The 15728-nt window shown below is 65.9% G+C and carries 15 protein-coding genes; 11 read left to right on the top strand and 4 right to left on the bottom strand.

Translation table 11 applies throughout. The features are described 5' to 3' along the window. The 6 genes from ACGLHR_RS32180 to ACGLHR_RS32155 all read left to right on the top strand — a co-directional run. Positions 1-1452, top strand: a 1452-nt coding sequence (locus ACGLHR_RS32180; protein WP_400098813.1) for an SbcC/MukB-like Walker B domain-containing protein, incomplete at its 5' end; no start/stop codon positions are given. 523 nt (positions 1453-1975) lie between these two features. Next, entirely contained in the window at positions 1976-2659 is a 684-nt protein-coding gene (locus ACGLHR_RS32175) for a 3-oxoacid CoA-transferase subunit A (protein ID WP_400098811.1), read from the top strand. Positions 2660-2679: 20 nt separating this feature from the next. Continuing rightward, complete coding sequence (locus tag ACGLHR_RS32170) at positions 2680-3327, top strand: 3-oxoacid CoA-transferase subunit B (RefSeq protein ID WP_400098809.1); 648 nt, start codon at positions 2680-2682, stop codon at positions 3325-3327. Between the two features lie 92 nt (positions 3328-3419). Then, a complete protein-coding gene (gene pcaF / locus ACGLHR_RS32165; protein ID WP_318234013.1) occupies positions 3420-4622 on the top strand; it encodes a 3-oxoadipyl-CoA thiolase in 1203 nt (400 codons plus the stop codon). A 222-nt stretch (positions 4623-4844) separates the two neighbouring features. Continuing rightward, the gene (locus ACGLHR_RS32160) at positions 4845-5576 is read left to right on the top strand and encodes an SDR family NAD(P)-dependent oxidoreductase (protein WP_400098807.1); all 732 of its coding nucleotides are present in this window, start codon (positions 4845-4847) and stop codon (positions 5574-5576) included. A gap of 125 nt (positions 5577-5701) precedes the next feature. Continuing rightward, the gene (locus ACGLHR_RS32155) at positions 5702-6721 is read left to right on the top strand and encodes a tripartite tricarboxylate transporter substrate binding protein (RefSeq protein ID WP_318234015.1); all 1020 of its coding nucleotides are present in this window, start codon (positions 5702-5704) and stop codon (positions 6719-6721) included. A gap of 238 nt (positions 6722-6959) precedes the next feature. Here ACGLHR_RS32155 and ACGLHR_RS32150 read toward each other — a convergent pair whose 3' ends face one another. Beyond that, positions 6960-7181 carry a hypothetical protein gene (locus tag ACGLHR_RS32150; protein ID WP_400098804.1) on the bottom strand — a complete coding sequence of 74 codons (222 nt, stop codon included), beginning with the start codon at positions 7179-7181 and terminating at the stop codon, positions 6960-6962. A gap of 311 nt (positions 7182-7492) precedes the next feature. Here ACGLHR_RS32150 and ACGLHR_RS32145 point away from each other — a divergent pair, with 311 nt between their 5' ends. Next, positions 7493-8038 carry a PadR family transcriptional regulator gene (locus ACGLHR_RS32145; RefSeq protein WP_400098802.1) on the top strand — a complete coding sequence of 182 codons (546 nt, stop codon included), beginning with the start codon at positions 7493-7495 and terminating at the stop codon, positions 8036-8038. A gap of 108 nt (positions 8039-8146) precedes the next feature. On the opposite strand, the gene ACGLHR_RS32140 is transcribed toward ACGLHR_RS32145, so the two are convergent. Both ACGLHR_RS32140 and ACGLHR_RS32135 read right to left on the bottom strand, forming a co-directional pair. After that, positions 8147-9148 carry an NAD(P)H-dependent flavin oxidoreductase gene (locus ACGLHR_RS32140; protein ID WP_400098800.1) on the bottom strand — a complete coding sequence of 334 codons (1002 nt, stop codon included), beginning with the start codon at positions 9146-9148 and terminating at the stop codon, positions 8147-8149. A gap of 68 nt (positions 9149-9216) precedes the next feature. Continuing rightward, positions 9217-9597, bottom strand: a complete 381-nt coding sequence (locus ACGLHR_RS32135) for a nuclear transport factor 2 family protein (protein ID WP_400098818.1) — start codon at positions 9595-9597, stop codon at positions 9217-9219. 383 nt (positions 9598-9980) lie between these two features. On the opposite strand from ACGLHR_RS32135, the gene ACGLHR_RS32130 reads away from it, so the two are divergent. Together ACGLHR_RS32130 and galE are read left to right on the top strand one after the other, a co-directional pair. Continuing rightward, entirely contained in the window at positions 9981-11009 is a 1029-nt protein-coding gene (locus ACGLHR_RS32130) for a tyrosine-type recombinase/integrase (protein WP_400098816.1), read from the top strand. Between the two features lie 172 nt (positions 11010-11181). After that, the gene (gene galE / locus ACGLHR_RS32125) at positions 11182-12201 is read left to right on the top strand and encodes a UDP-glucose 4-epimerase GalE (RefSeq protein ID WP_400098798.1); all 1020 of its coding nucleotides are present in this window, start codon (positions 11182-11184) and stop codon (positions 12199-12201) included. 190 nt (positions 12202-12391) lie between these two features. Here galE and ACGLHR_RS32120 read toward each other — a convergent pair whose 3' ends face one another. Continuing rightward, on the bottom strand, positions 12392-12697 hold the full coding sequence (locus ACGLHR_RS32120; protein WP_318238434.1) for an H-NS histone family protein: 306 nt from the start codon (positions 12695-12697) through the stop codon (positions 12392-12394). Between the two features lie 347 nt (positions 12698-13044). Between ACGLHR_RS32120 and ACGLHR_RS32115 the strand changes: the two genes are divergently transcribed. Together ACGLHR_RS32115 and ACGLHR_RS32110 are read left to right on the top strand one after the other, a co-directional pair. Then, positions 13045-13650: a flavin reductase family protein gene (locus ACGLHR_RS32115; RefSeq protein ID WP_400098815.1), complete on the top strand. Its 606-nt coding sequence runs from the start codon at positions 13045-13047 to the stop codon at positions 13648-13650. A 196-nt stretch (positions 13651-13846) separates the two neighbouring features. Further along, entirely contained in the window at positions 13847-15601 is a 1755-nt protein-coding gene (locus ACGLHR_RS32110) for a methyl-accepting chemotaxis protein (protein WP_400098796.1), read from the top strand. The last annotated feature ends 127 nt before the right edge of the window (positions 15602-15728 follow it).

Below are 15728 nucleotides of genomic sequence, written 5' to 3'. Positions count from 1 at the left end.
CAGGCGGCGCAGGGCGCGGCCAGCCGCGCGCAGGCCGCGCTGCTGGCGGCAGCGCACCGGCAGGAGCAACTGGATGAACTGCGCGAAGCGGTCGGGGCAGCGGGCATGCCGGCCGGCGCCGCGCAGGACCCGGCGGCGGCCAAGCTGCAGCTGGCCGGCGCCATCCAGGCGCTGCGCCAGCTGCAACAGGCGGCAGAGGCGGCCGCCGGCCGCTGCCAACCGCTGGCCGCGGAAGTTGAGCGGCAACAAGCCGCCCTCAAGGCAGCCGAGGCGGCCATTCGCGCCGCCGATGCCGCCGCGCAGGATGCAGGCCAGCGTCACGCCAAGCTCCAGGGCGAATGGCAGGCAGCCAGCACGCAGGTGCCGCCGGACTGGCGCGAGCCAGAGCGGTTGAACGGCGCGCTGGCACAGGCACGCCGGGACCTTGCCGCGCGCGAAGCCGCGCTGGCCGCTGCGCAGGCTGCTGACAAGCAGGCTGGCGCGGGGCTGGCGGCAGCTTTGGCCGCGCAAGCCGCCGCGCAAGCGAGCCTTGCCAGTCATGCACAGCGGGAGACGCAGGCGGGCGCCGCATTCACGAGCGCGCTGGAACAAGCCGGCTTTGTCACCCGCCAGGCTTATGCCGAGGCGCGGATGCCGGGAGCGCAGATGGAGCAGGCCGAGGCCGTGGTCAATCGCTTCGACCTCGATCTGGCCGCCGCCGGCGATCGCCGCGAGCGGGCCGCCATCGCCGCACGCGACCTTGCGCCCCCGGATTTGCCGGCCCTGCGCCAGGCCCAGGCGGACGCCGCCGGCGCGCTCGAGGCGCTGGTCCGGCAGCAGGCCGACCTGCACCGCAGCCGCGAGAACCTGCTGCAATGCCAGCAGCGGCTGGATGCGCTGGCCAGCCAGGGTGCGGACATCGAGCGCAGCTACGCCGTGCTCGGGCGGCTGGCCGAGGTGGCCAACGGCAACAATCCGCGCCGCATGACATTCCAGCGTTTCGTGCTGGCTACCTTGCTCGACGAGGTGCTGGAAGCGGCCTCGCTGCGGCTGATGCGCATGAGCCGCAACCGGTATGAACTGCAGCGCGTGCGCCAGCAGGGCGACCAGCGTACCGCCGGCGGGCTCGACCTGGAGGTGCTCGACCACGACACCGGCATGGCGCGCCCGGCCAATACCCTGTCCGGCGGCGAGGGCTTCCTGGCGTCGCTGTCGCTCGCGCTGGGCCTGGCCGACGTGGTGCAGTCGCGCGCGGGCGGGATCCAGCTCGATACCCTGTTTGTCGACGAAGGCTTCGGCACGCTCGATCCCGAAAGCCTGGATTTCGCCATCCGTACCCTGATCGACCTGCAGCAGGCCGGGCGGCTGGTGGGCATCATTTCCCACGTGGCGGAGCTGCGCGAGCGCATCGATGTGCGGCTGGAGATCCGGGCCGGGGCGGGCGGCAGCCGGGCAGAGCTGCAATTGCCTTAGCGGGCTGGGACTCCCTCAGCAAGGCTCGATGGGCGTAAGCTTAGCCAGCTGACGAGGCCGGATCTGCGTTGTCGTGCCCCCCACTTGTGGGAGAGGGAGCGACAGCCGTCGTCATGGCGCGCGGCTTTGGCCCGTTCGGTGGATTCGGCTAGTGCATCATATTTGTCAGCAGTCATTTTTCAAGCATCCGCGGGCAGGCGCGCAAGGGACCTTACAACTGCCCTACAGTCGTGGCCGGCTAACGCACAAGCGATTTCTCGGCGCCTTGACCACCCACGGACAGGGGGTGTAACCTGTTCATTCTGCGAATTGAAGTTCGCAATTAGAACAAACCACGATAATAAGAAAAACCAAAGTCTGTTGGATTCGTTTCCGGCGGCGCGCCTTTTGCAAGCGGAGGGCGCCCAAGCCGGATGGCTCTTCCGGCAGGACTGTCCGGAGACAGCGTTTGCGCGCCGCCTGATTCCCCTCCTTGGCGGCCGGTTCCGGATAGTTCGTCCGGACTCTCGGAACTGGAACGCAAGTGATCAACAAGCTATTCGACTCGGTGGAATCGGCCATGGCCGACATCCAGGACGGCGCCACCATCCTGATCGGCGGCTTCGGCATGGCAGGCATGCCGGCGGAGCTCATCGATGCCCTCATCGCCCAGGGCGCCCGCGACCTCACCATCGTCAACAACAACGCCGGCAATGGCGACACTGGCCTGGCCGCGCTGCTCAAGACCGAGCGCGTGCGCAAGATCATTTGCTCCTTCCCGCGCCAGGCCGATTCCTACGTCTTCGATTCGCTCTACCACGCTGGCAAGATCGAGCTGGAACTGGTGCCGCAGGGCAACCTGGCCGAGCGCATCCGCGCCGCCGGCGCTGGCATCGGCGGCTTCTTCACCCGCACCGCGTATGGCACGCCGCTGGCCGAAGGCAAGGAAACCCGCATCATCAACGGCCAGGGCTACGTCTACGAGACGCCGATCCATGCCGACTTTGCCCTGATCAAGGCGCTGCGCGCCGACCGCTGGGGCAACCTGACCTATCGCAAGACCGCGCGTAACTTCGGCCCGATCATGGCGATGGCGGCCAAGTGCCCCATCGTGCAGGTCAGCGAGATCGTCGAACTCGGCGAGCTGGACCCGGAACACATCGTGACCCCGGGGTTGTTCGTCAAGCGCGTCGTCAAGGTCGACGGCGCCAGCCAAGCTGCTGCCTGAGCGCCAAGGAGATCCAGAATATGCAACGCCTGACCCGCGATCAGATGGCCGCCCGCGTGGCCAAAGACATTCCCGACGGTGCCGTGGTCAATCTCGGCATCGGCCTGCCCACCCTGGTCGGCAATCACCTGCCGGCCGACCGTGAAATCCTGCTGCACAGCGAAAACGGCCTGCTCGGCATGGGCAAGGCACCGCCCGCCGGCGAGGAAGACGGCGACCTGATCAACGCCGGCAAGCAGCCGGTCACGATCAAGCCGGGCGGCTCGTATTTCCACCATGCCGATTCCTTTGCCATGATGCGTGGCGGCCACCTCGACTTCTGCGTGCTGGGTGCTTTCCAGGTATCGGTGAAGGGCGACCTGGCCAACTGGCATACCGGCGCGCCGGGTGCGATTCCCGCTGTGGGCGGTGCCATGGACCTGGCGATCGGCGCCAAGGAAGTGTTCGTGATGATGGAACACCAGACCAAGCAGGGCGAGAGCAAGATCGTGGCGGAGTGCACGTATCCGCTGACCGGCATGACCTGCGTCACGCGCATCTATACCGATCTGGCCACTATCGACGTCACGCCCGACGGCCTGGTGGCACGCGACCTGGTCGAAGGCCTGTCCTTCGACGAGCTGCAACGCCTGACCGGCGTGCCGCTCAAGCAGGGTGTTTCGGCCTGATCGATGGCCTGACCGATGGCCTGATCGAAGGGGCCCCGACGAGCACGCTTCCAAGCTTCACGCTTTCACGAACAAGCAAGAGAGAGACAACCATGACCGAAGCCTTCATCTGCGACGCCATCCGTACCCCCATCGGCCGCTACGCCGGCAGCCTGTCCGGCGTTCGCCCGGACGATCTGGGCGCGGTGCCGCTCAAGGCCCTGATGGCACGCAACCCGAACCTGGACTGGTCCGCCATTGACGACGTGATCTACGGCAATGCCAACCAGGCCGGCGAAGACAACCGCAACGTGGCGCGCATGTCGCTGCTGCTGGCCGGCCTGCCGCAAAGCGTGCCGGGCGCCACCATCAACCGCCTGTGCGGCTCGGGCATGGACGCCACCGGCACCGCGGCGCGCGCGATCAAGTCCGGCGAAGCCGGCCTGATGCTTGCCGGCGGCGTGGAAAGCATGAGCCGCGCCCCGTTCGTGATGGGCAAGGCCACCAGCGCCTTCTCGCGCGATGCGCAGATCTTCGACACCACTATCGGCTGGCGCTTCATCAACCCGGCGATGCGTGCGGCTTACGGCGTGGATTCGATGCCCGAGACCGCCGAGAACGTTGCTACCGACTACAAGATCAGCCGCGAAGACCAGGACCTGATGGCGCTGCGCAGCCAGGAAAAGGCATCGCGCGCGCAAGCCGACGGCACGCTGGCACAGGAAATCACCGCTGTGACAATCGCCCAGAAGAAGGGCGACCCGCTGATCGTCGAGCGCGACGAACACCCGCGTGCCACCAGCATGGAAGCACTGGGCAAGCTGCGCGGCGTGGTTCGCGCCGACGGCACCGTGACCGCGGGCAATGCCTCGGGCGTGAATGATGGCGCCTGCGCCATCCTGCTCGCCAGCGAAGCCGCGGCCCGCCAGCACGGCCTGACGCCCAAGGCTCGCATCGTCGGCATGGCTACCGCCGGCGTGGCGCCGCGCGTGATGGGCATCGGCCCGGCACCGGCATCGCAGAAGCTGCTCAAGCAACTCGGCATGACCATCGACCAGATGGACGTGATCGAGCTGAACGAGGCTTTTGCCGCGCAAGGCCTGGCCGTGCTGCGCGAACTCGGCGTGGCCGACGACGATGCACGCGTCAACCCCAACGGCGGTGCGATCGCGCTGGGCCACCCGCTTGGCATGAGCGGCGCCCGCCTGGTCACCACCGCCATGTACCAGCTGCACCGCACCGGCGGCCGCTACGCGTTGTGCACGATGTGCATCGGCGTGGGCCAGGGCATCGCCATGGTGATCGAGCGCGTCTGATCGTAGCCGCCTGATCGTTTGAGGCCTCGGCGCCCGCGGGTTTCGGCTCGTGGGCGTCGTCCGCTAAAGAATGCCGCGCGGCCGCCGTTAGTACCCGGTGGAAGTGCAGGCTGATGAAGTTTCCCAACGCACAGAAGCAGCGCGACAGGGCCGACTGGCTCGCCGGCTCTCGTCGCATCCTCTTCAGCATGACCCGGTGCCCCTCGCCGGTCGGAGTAAGCGATGTCCCTTCCCGTTGCCACGCTCGTTACCGGCGCCAGTTCCGGTATCGGCCGCGCCATCAGCGAAATGCTGCTGGCCGATGGCGTGACCCAGGTGGTCAATGTCGACTATGTCGCCCCCACCTGGTCCCATCCCAATATGACGTTTGTCCAGGCCGACCTGACCAATGCCGACGCGACCCGCGCCGCCGCCGAGCAGGTGACCTCGCGCTTTGCCGTGACCCGGCTGGTCAACAATGCCGGCGCCACCCGCCCCGGCACGGTCGACACGGCGCGCGTCGAAGACCTGGACTACGTGGTTGGCCTGCACCTGCAAGCGACCCTGCTGCTGACCCAGGCCTGCTTGCCGGCGATGCGCGCGGCACGCTTTGGCCGCATCGTGAACATGGCTTCGCGCGCGGCGCTGGGCAAGCCGGAACGCGTGGTGTATTCCGCCACCAAGGCCGGCCTGATCGGCATGACCCGCACGCTCGCGATGGAGCTCGGCGGCGACGGCATCACGGTCAATGCCGTGGCGCCCGGCCCGATTGCTACCGACCTGTTCCGCAAGAGCAACCCCGAAGGCAGCGAGCAGACCAAGCGGATCCTCGCCAGCATCGCGGTCAAGCGCATGGGCACCCCGGAAGACGTGGCTCGCGCCTCGATGTTCTTCCTGTCGCCGGAGAACGGATTCGTGACCGGCCAGGTGCTATATGTGTGCGGCGGCACCACCCTCGGCGTCGCACCCGTGTAGTCCCGCGGCGTGACCGGTGCCAAACGCGCATCCGTCATCACGCCGCAGCATTTAGTCCGTAGAAAACTAAAAAAGATGACCCGCGCCACAGGCGCGGGCTTACAGCGATTTATCCTGGAGCAAACATGAAATCCCATTCCCAAGCTCGCACCCCGCACAACAGCGCGCGCCGTCGCCTGCTGGCTGCCGGCGTGGCATTGGCTGCCACCTTCGGTGGCATGACCAGCGCGGCCTACGCGCAAGGCAACTACCCGACCAAGCCGATCACCATGATCGTGCCATTCTCGGCCGGCGGCACCACCGATATCCTGGCACGCATCGTCGGCCTGCAACTGGGCAAGGCGCTTGGCCAGCCGGTGGTGATCGACAACCGTCCGGGCGCGGGCGGCAATATCGGCGCATCGATCGCGGCCAAGGCCCCGGGCGATGGCTACACCCTGTTCATGGGCACCATCGGAACCCACGCCATCAACCAGTCGCTGTACTCCAAGCTGCCGTTCGACCCGGTCAAGGATTTCGCGCCGATCTCGCGCGTGGCGATGGTGCCGAACATCGTGGTGGTGAACCCCAAGGTGCCGGTCAACAACATCAAGGAACTGATCGCCTACGTCAAGGCCAACCCGGACAAGCTGTCGTACGGTTCGTCGGGCAGCGGTTCGTCGATGCACCTGTCGGGCGAGTTGTTCAACTCGATGACCAACCTGCACATCCAGCATATTCCGTACAAGGGCAGCGCCCCGGCGGTCAACGACCTGCTGGGCAACCAGATCGGCCTGATGTTCGACAACATGCCGTCGTCGTACCCGCACGTGAAGGCCGGCAAGCTGCGCGCCATCGCCGTGACCTCGGCCAAGCGCTCGCCGGCGCTGCCGAACGTGCCGACCGTGGCCGAATCCGGCGTGCCGGGCTATGAAGCGACGTCCTGGTTCGCGCTGTACGCCACCGGCGGCACGCCGCAGCCGATCGTCGATCGCCTGAATGCGGAAGTGGTGAAGATCCTGGCCATGCCGGAAGTGAAGAAGCAGATGGCCGACCAGGGCGCGGAGCCGCATCCCGAGAAGCCGGCTGAACTGGCCGCATTCATGAAGACCGAAGCGGCCAAGTGGGCCAAGGTGGTGAAGGCTTCGGGCGCCACGGTGGACTGATCGGTTCCTGCATGGCTGCCCCGGCCCGGACTTCTTGCCCGGGCCGATGACAGTAAAATGGCCGGCCCTTCTGGGCCGGCTTTTTTGCTTGTGCTTGACGTGTGGCCGCGCTCAGGACAGAAAAAAGCCCGCGATTCGCTTGCGGGCCCAATCCTGGCCCACACACAGGGCAGGAGGAGACAGGGGAGGAAAGCAATACTAGATACTAAGAGACGGTGCACGGCGGGCGCCGCAGCCGTCAGGCCAGGTTGTACTTCACAACCTGTTCTTCCACGCCCACAAAACGCACCAGCTGGCGCAAGCCGCTGGCGTACTCCTTGATATGGTGCCCGTCCGGCGTATCGGGCAGGCGGTAGTACACCGGCATTGTAGTAGCCGGTGCGGGCTGGCCGGCGGCTTGGGGCCCGTCGGCTTCCCACGGGACATCCCGGTCTTCGGCGAAATCTGTTTGTCCTGGCATGGACCACTCCTGATGAATGACTGGCATGGCTGTGCCGCGGCCGAGAACCGGCAACAGGCATGCGGGATGACTATGTCTGCAAATGTATTGCACCATGCCGAAAAATGCTATTTAGCATTTTTTAGATCTGCATCAGCGTTGTCGTTACCTTGTCATTTTTCATGCTTCCAACGGTTGGAAATTGGCGGTATCCGTAGGCGGCAGCCTTGGCGGGGCCTGGCTTTGCGCTACCATAGGCGCTCGCCACCCAAAGCCATGGCGGCAGCAACATGCCGCTACCGGGCGACCGGCCTCCACGTCACGCTTCCCGCATGTCCGTTCAGCACGCACTCCTGACTTCCCTTCTGGAAAAACCGTCCTCCGGCTATGAGCTGGCCCGCCGCTTCGACCGCTCCATTGGTTATTTCTGGCATGCCACGCACCAGCAGATCTATCGGGAGCTGGGCCGCATGGCCGAGCACGGCTGGATTGCCGCGGATGAGGGGGAGGGCGACGCCAGGAATCGCAAGAAGGTCTACTTCGTGCTGCCGCCAGGGCGCGACGAGCTGGCGCGATGGGTGCTGGCGCCCACCGCAGGGCTGGACCTGCGCGATGAAATCCTGGTGAAGCTGCGCGCCGATGCTGTCGTCGGCCCGCTCGGGCTGGGACCGGAGATGGAACGGCTGATCGGCCTGCACCGGGAGCGGCTCGAGACCTATCGCCAGATCGAGCGGCGCGATTTCTCCGCCACGCACCCCACGCGCGCGCAACAGGTGCAGCACGCCCTGCTCAAGCGGGGCATCCGGTATGAAGAGGATTGGGTGTCCTGGGCCGAGGAATTGTTGCCGCTGCTGGGCAAGCAGGACGATCCGGCCTGAAGTCGCGCCGGGCGATCTCGCGCCCGGCGGATGGGAAATGGGTGCAAATAGGGTGATCAGGCGGGTGGCCAGGCGCAGCGGCGCGCCTGGCCACCGTCAACAACAGGCTCAGGCCAGGTCGGCCGCCGTCGCGCCGTTGGCGTAAGCCGCTGCCGGGGCCAGCCCGAGGCGGCGGCGCGCCAGCGCGTATTCCTCGCTGAAACGGCGCACCAAGTCAGCGGCCGGCACCACGCGCTTGATCGCGCCCACGCCCTGGCCAGCGCCCCAGATGTCTTTCCATGCCTTGGCGCTGCCCGAACCGAAGTTCATCTTGGATGGATCCGATTGCGGCAGCGCTTCCGGGTCAAGCCCGGCATTGACGATGCTCTGGCGCAGGTAGTTGCCGTGCACGCCGGTAAAGAGGTTCGAGTAGACGATGTCCGACGCAGTGCTGTCGACGATCATCTGCTTGTAGCCGGCCTGCGCGTTGGCCTCTTCGGTGGCGATAAAGGCCGAGCCCACATAGGCCAGGTCGGCGCCCGCGGCCAGCGCCGCGAGGATGCCATCGCCGCTGGCGATGGCGCCCGACAGCAGCAGCGGGCCGTCGAACCACTCCCGGATTTCATGCAGCAGCGCAAACGGCGACAGCACGCCGGCATGGCCGCCCGCGCCCGAGGCGACCGCGATCAGGCCGTCGGCGCCTTTCTCGATGGCCTTGCGTGCGAAGGTGTTGTTGATGATGTCGTGCAGCACGATGCCGCCATAGGAGTGCACGGCATCGTTGACTTCCTTGCGCGCGCCCAGCGAGGTGATGACGATGGGCACCTTGTAGCGCACGCACAGTTCCAGGTCGTGATCGAGCCGGTCATTGGACTTGTGCACGATCTGGTTGACCGCGAACGGCGCCGACGGGCGGTCCGGATGCTTGGCATCGTGCTCGGCCAGCTCGGTGGTGATGCGGTCCAGCCAGTCATTGAGCACCGGGCCCGGGCGCGCATTGAGCGCCGGGAAGGAGCCGACCACGCCGGCCTTGCACTGGGCGATCACCAGGTCGGGGTTGGAGATGATGAACAGCGGCGAGCAAACCACCGGCAGCGAAAGACGGTTCTGGAGAATGGCGGGAAGTGACATGGCGTTTCTGCGAGAGTGAAAACAGTGGACCGGATAGGGATACGGGATACGGGGATACGGCGACGCGCTCAGGCGCTGGCGCCCTGCAGCACGGATTTCTGGCTGGCGAGCCGGGCACCCATGGCGGCGGCGAGCGCGTCCAGGCCGCTCTTCGGGCGGACCATGACCTCGAAGTCGTCGATCTTGCCGGCGTCGTTGAAACGGATCATGTCGATGGCCTTGACGGATTTGCCATCGACCAACGCACTGAACTCCAGCACCACGCTGCGCCCGTCGTCGCTGACAAAGGTGCGGTGGTAGCGGAAGTCCTGGAAGACCTGGTTGACGGATTCCAGCACCATGCGCAGGGCGACGCGCCCCGGGTACGGCGTGTGGGCGACGGGCGAGTGAAAAACCACTTCGTCCGCCACGATGCTGTCCAGGTCGGCCATGGAATGGGTGGCGATCATGCGGTGCCAGATGGCCAGCGAGGCCTGCGCCGCGGCTGACAGGGTTGCTTGGGTCACGGTGTCTCCTCCGGGATGGGCCGAGGGCGCGGGAATCGCCCGTTCCGGCACGCTGCGCTGGTCCGCCCGCCCGGGATGGGGCACAGGCTGCGGCGGTTTGCACATCGCTATGCAACCAGTTGCATAGCGATGTGTGAAAGGTAGCAGCAGACAGCGCCAATTGCAATGGCCTGGCGTTTAATGTGACCTATAAGGTGTATTCTTGATTGCCGGGCGGAGTCAGTCCCGCCTTCGGCAGGGGGCAAACGAACGCTGTCTTTTGTGGCGATTTGTCTACAATACCGGCATTGCCGCAAACCAACGCAGGAGCGCGAGTGAGTACTGACATGAGCGCCAACGGGCCATCCCCCGCCTTGTTCGATGCTGACCTGGAGGCCTGGCGGAAGCAGCCGGAGCGAGCCTTCGATGGCTGGCTGGCTAGCCACGGCTTTCGCCATGGCACGGCTGTGGTGTACCGCGCGATGTGGGGCAAGCTCTTGCGCTGGTCGGGCGAGCGCGGGTTGGCGCCGCTGTCCTGGTCGGCGGAGCAGATCGGGGCCTTCCTGGATGAGCAGGATCTGCACAAGCACCACCGTTACCGCTACACGCGGCTGATCGAGCGCGTCTTCCATCATCTATCGCTATTGCAGGACGGCTTGCACAACCCGGCCAGCCAGGCAGTGCGCACTCACCTTGCCGAAGGCGAGAACGATCCCACCGCCTTCCTGCTGCCCGCCGAGCGCGATGCCCTGATTGCCCGCGTGCTGGCGCCGGCGGCCCTGGCGGCCGGGCAGGACGGCGCCGCGTTGTCGGCCACCCAATGGAAGCGCGCCCGCGACACCGCACTGGTGGCCGTGTTGCTGGGCGCAGGCCTGAAAGTGGGCCAGGCACGTGGCCTGGGCATCGACAGCATCGCCGAGGATGCCGCAAGGCTGCGCCTGGTCCGCGCCGACAACGGCCGCGCCTACGAGGCGCCGGTCTTTGCCTTCGCGCGGGCGGCGCTGCTGGCCTGGCTGGAAGTCCGCTCCCGTACCGGCACGCTGGGCAACCTGGTGTTTCCGGCCATGCCAAGCGGACGGCACTTGCATGCGGCCTCGCTCTACCGCCGCGTGGAGATCCTGCTCGACGAGGCCGGCGTGCTGGCGGGGCGCAGCGAGCGCGCGTCGCCGCAGACGCTGCGCAATACCTGCGGCGCACTGCACTTCGAGGCTGGAGCCGGCCCGGCCGAGGTGGCGCAATGTCTCGGCATGCGCGACCTGGAGTCCGGCTGGCGCTTGCGCGCAGCCTTTGAGGCCTGGCAGTCACGCGCGGGCCTGAAACCGGCGCACGGCGGTGCCGGTGACACAGGCGCGACAGATGTGGCCTGCTATGCTTAGCACCCCTTTCGACTCATTTCGATCCGATGCGGGCAACCCTGGCAGGGCGCGGCTGCGGCCCGTCAGGACAGTGCCGCGGTATTGCAGCCTGAAGCATGCATTTCGCGCGTTGCGCCGTGCGCGCTGTCCCGGCCCCCTTACGTCTCTTTTCACAACTTATTGATGAATCGCTATGTCTGAAACCTTGCTGCTGACGGGAGCCACCGGTTATATCGCCTCGCACACCTGGGTCGCCTTGCTCGAGGCCGGCTATCACGTGATCGGCCTGGATAATCTCTGCAACAGCAATCGCGTCGTGGTTGAGCGCCTTGCGCAGATTACCGGCCAGAGCCCGCATTTTGTCGAGGGCGATGTGCGGGACCGCGCTTTGCTGGACCGTTTGTTCGCCGAACACCGGATCTCGGGGGCGATTCATTTCGCGGCACTCAAGGCGGTGGGGGAATCGGTCAGCAAGCCGCTGGATTATTACGACAATAATCTCAATGGCCTGCTCACCCTCTGCTCGGCCATGAACGCGGCTGGCGTGAAGCAACTGGTGTTCAGCTCCTCCGCCACCGTTTATGGCAATCCGCATACGGTGCCGATCCTGGAGGACTTTCCGCTGTCGGCCACCAATCCGTATGGCCAGACCAAGCTGATGAGCGAGCAGATCCTGCGTGACCTGGAACTGTCGGACCCTGCCTGGCGAATCGCCTACCTGCGCTATTTCAATCCGGTGGGCGCGCACGAAAGCGGGCTGATCGGTGAAGACCCGGGTGGCGTGCCGAACAACCTGATGCCTTATGTGGCGCAAGTCGCCGGCGGGCGCCGCGAGAAACTGCAGGTGCACGGTGGCGACTATCCCACTGTCGATGGCACCGGCGTGCGCGACTACATCCATGTTTGCGATCTGGCAGCCGGCCACCTTGCGGCCCTGGTCTACCTGCGCGACAAGCAGCAGTGCCTGACTGTCAATCTCGGCACGGGCCGAGGCTACAGCGTGCTGGAAGTGGTCGCGGCCTACCAGCGCGCCAGCGGGCGCCCGGTCCCCTACGTGATCGGGGATCGCCGGCCCGGCGATATTGCCTCGTGCTACGCCGATCCCGCGTTGGCGCAAAAGCTGATCGGCTGGCGCGCGCAGCACGATATCGACCGCATGTGCGAGGATTCGTGGCGCTGGCAGTCGATGAACCCGCTGGGGTTTGCCAGCTAAGTTGCCTGGCCGCACGCGCGGGCACGTTGGCAAGCGGGGTGCGTACCCGTTTCTGCGTGCCCGGCTTTGCCGGCGTGGCGAGCACAAGGCAGCAAGAAATGAAAACGGCCGGGCAGATGCCCGGCCGTTTTCAGGAGTGCAGCAGGTTCGCGGCGGAGTCGGCCGCGATGCCCAGGGCTGGCGCCCGGCTTTAGCGAATCAGGAAGTCTTCGATGGTCTTGCCCGCGGCCAGAGCCTGGGTCAGCCAGCCCGGACGCTTGCCGCGGCCGGTCCAGGTATTGCCCGCAGTGTCGCGATAGCGAACCGGCACCTTGCGGGTTGCCTTCTTGCTGGCGGCAGGCTTGGTGCCGAAGCCCAGGTCGTCGGCGGTCAGTCCATATTGGTCGATTTTCTGGCGAATATCGGCGATGACGGAAGCCTGCTCGCGGGCCTTGATTTCCTCGGCCTGCTTTTGAAGTTCGCTGATTTTCTGAACAATTTCCTGATAAGTCGCCATTACGAGCCTCGATTTACTGGGTGAGCATGAAGAATCGGATGAATTATAACGGCAGCAAGCGATCCTGCAAACGCTTTTAACTCCAATGGAGAGAATTCTGATAAATCATCCTCTCTCTCTAATTAATGAACTTCCCCGCAGGTCGCTGGTCCTCGATGAGGCCGGATTTGCCGGGGCGCTGCCCACTTTGGCAGCGCGCGGAAATCCATGCGTGGCCGCGATTCCGGTTTTTTACATTCGCGCTGCGCAATAACCCTTCCCCTGGTAATGGCGAGGGTCATAAAGTGCTTTTGCTGCAACAATGCCGACCTGATTCCGGTTCGAGCGAACCTTCATCCGTATCCGACATGCCTGACGACTCGATTAACGCCAGCGCCGCCTCCCGGCGCATCTCCGTGGCACTGGAAAAAGCCTATCGCCTGCTGAATCACGGCCCGGTGACGCTGGTCACCAGCGCCCATGGTGGCCGGCGCAACGTGATGGCGGCATCGTGGGCCATGCCGCTGGATTTCCAGCCGCCGAAAGTCGCGGTCGTGATCGACGCCAGCACGCTCACGCGCGAACTGGTGGACGCCAGTGGCGAGTTCGCGCTGAACATACCCGCGCGTGGCCAGGCTGACGCCACGTTGGAAGTGGGCTCGCGCTCAGGCCGCGAACAGGACAAGTTCGCCGCTGCGGGACTGGCCACGTTCGCGGCGGCTGAGATTGCCGCGCCGTTGGTGGCCGGCTGCCTCGGGTGGCTGGAGTGCCGCGTCATTCCCGAGCCGTTGGTGGCCGGTCGCCACGACCTGTTCATCGCCGAAGTGGTGGCCGCGTGGGCTGACTCCGCCGCATTTTCAGAGGGGAGATGGCATTTTCCGGATGCCGGGTGCCGTTCGATACACTATCTGGCTGGTGGCGCTTTTTTTGCCACGGGTGAGGGTTTTCAGGTAGTGCCGGGAGCGCGCGAATGAGCGTGGCGAGCGCGCCGTGCCGCGGCCGGCCCGGCATGGGCACGGCGTTTGTGCGTCTGGCGCGGCGCGCACGGCACCTGGCTCAAGGAATCGCCGGACACCGCCGTTATCTGCCCTGAGCGGGTCGCTGGGGTGTCGATCCGCCGGGCCGGGGCCGGTGGAGGTCCCGCGCATTCCTTATCGTATCGGGTGCTTCATGTCGTTCCATAACAATATCCAGATCAAAACTCTGCTGCGCGGCGCAATGGCAATGTTGTCGCTTCTTCTGATGCTGGTTGGCGGCGTTGGCCTGTATGGCATGTCGCACAGCAACGACGCGCTGCAGGAAACCTATGGTAACCAGCTAGTCTCGGCGCAAGCGCTAGGCGAGACCATGCTTGGCACCACGCGCATGCGGCTGGCCCTCGATCGCGGCGTCATGCCGGGCGACGGGGACGACAGCAAGGCGGTGATAGACCGCTCGATGATATTCGTCGACGGTGCCGAGGCAGCCTGGAAGCGATACTCTGCGCTGCCGCAGGACGCCGAGGAAAAGGCGCTCGCCACGGAGTTTAGCCGCAAGCGCCAGGAATTCATGGACAAGGGCATCCTGCCCCTGCAAAAGGCCTTGAGGGAGAACAACGCGGACGCGGCACTCAAGGTTGCCAAGAAAGACTTGCCCGATCTGCAGCGCAGCATGGCTACGGCCTACGAGGCCTTGCAGGCTTTCCAGTTCCGTACCGGCGAGTCCAATTTCAATGCCGCGCAAGCCCGCTTCCAGCAGGCGCGCGTGCTGTGCTTCCTGTTGATCGCCTTTGGCCTGGTGGTGGCCGCACTGTGCACGACCACCTTGCAGCGAGCCATCGTGCGGCCGGTGGAGGAGGCCCTGGCGGTCTTCGAGCGCATCGCCGCGGGTGACCTGACCTCGCGTATTACCAATGTGTCGCGCAATGAGGTGGGCCGCATGATGCAGGCACTGGTCGCCATGCAGGAAAGCCTGTCGAACATCGTCTCGCAGGTGCGCGGCGGCACCGACTCGATCGCCTCGGCCACGCAGCAGATCGCCACCGGCAATCTTGACCTGTCGCAGCGTACCGAAGAGCAGGCCTCCTCGCTGGAGGAGACTGCCGCCAGCATGGAAGAGCTGACTTCGGCCGTGCGCCAGAATTCCGACAACGCGCGCCAGGCCGGCGTACTGGCCAGCGATGCCTCGCAGATCGCGCTCAAGGGCGGCGACGTGGTGGGCCGCGTGGTCGATACGATGAACGAGATCAATGGCTCGTCGCGCAAGGTGGTCGAGATCATCGGCGTGATCGAGGGCATTGCCTTCCAGACCAATATCCTGGCGCTGAACGCCGCGGTGGAAGCCGCCCGGGCGGGCGAGCAGGGCCGCGGCTTCGCGGTGGTGGCAGGCGAGGTGCGCACGCTGGCGCAGCGCTCGGCCGCCGCCGCCAAGGAGATCGAGGCGCTGATCAGCGAGTCCGGCCAGCGCGTGGAGAGCGGCACCAAGCTGGTCGCCGAAGCCGGCCAGACCATGGGTGAGATCGTCAATGCGGTCAAGCGCGTCACCGACATCATGAACGAGATCAGCGCGGCCACGCAGGAGCAGACCGGCGGCATCGAGCAGGTCAACCAGGCGGTCACACAGATGGATCAGGTCACCCAGCAGAATGCCGCGCTGGTGGAAGAAGCCGCGGCGGCTGCCGGTGCCCTGGAAGAGCAGGCGCAGAAGCTCAATGGCGTGGTGTCGGTGTTCCGTTTGTCCGGCAGCCACGCGGTGGCAGCGCAGCCGCCGGCAACGCGCGCGCCCGTGGCCGCCAAGGCCGCGGCGAGCAGCTTGCCCGGGCGCCAGCCGGCCATGCCGGCGCGCCCGCGCACACCGGTCCAGCGCCAGGCACGCGCTGCGCGTCCGGCCGTCCCGGCCATGGCTTCGGCCAACGCTGGCGGCGGCGACGACTGGAGCGCGTTCTGAGCCATGGTTGAACGATTGCCGCCGTTTTCATCACCGGGCAAGCGCGCGTGATGCGATGATGCGGGGTTTGCGCCCGCATCGCCTGGATCGTCGCGCCGTCGCCCCCAATTTTTGCGCAGCTTCCTTA

Origin of the sequence: Cupriavidus sp. CuC1, assembly GCF_044627735.1 — a bacterium.
Taxonomy (GTDB): domain Bacteria; phylum Pseudomonadota; class Gammaproteobacteria; order Burkholderiales; family Burkholderiaceae; genus Cupriavidus; species Cupriavidus ulmosensis.
This window is presented reverse-complemented; position numbering and strand designations above follow the sequence as displayed.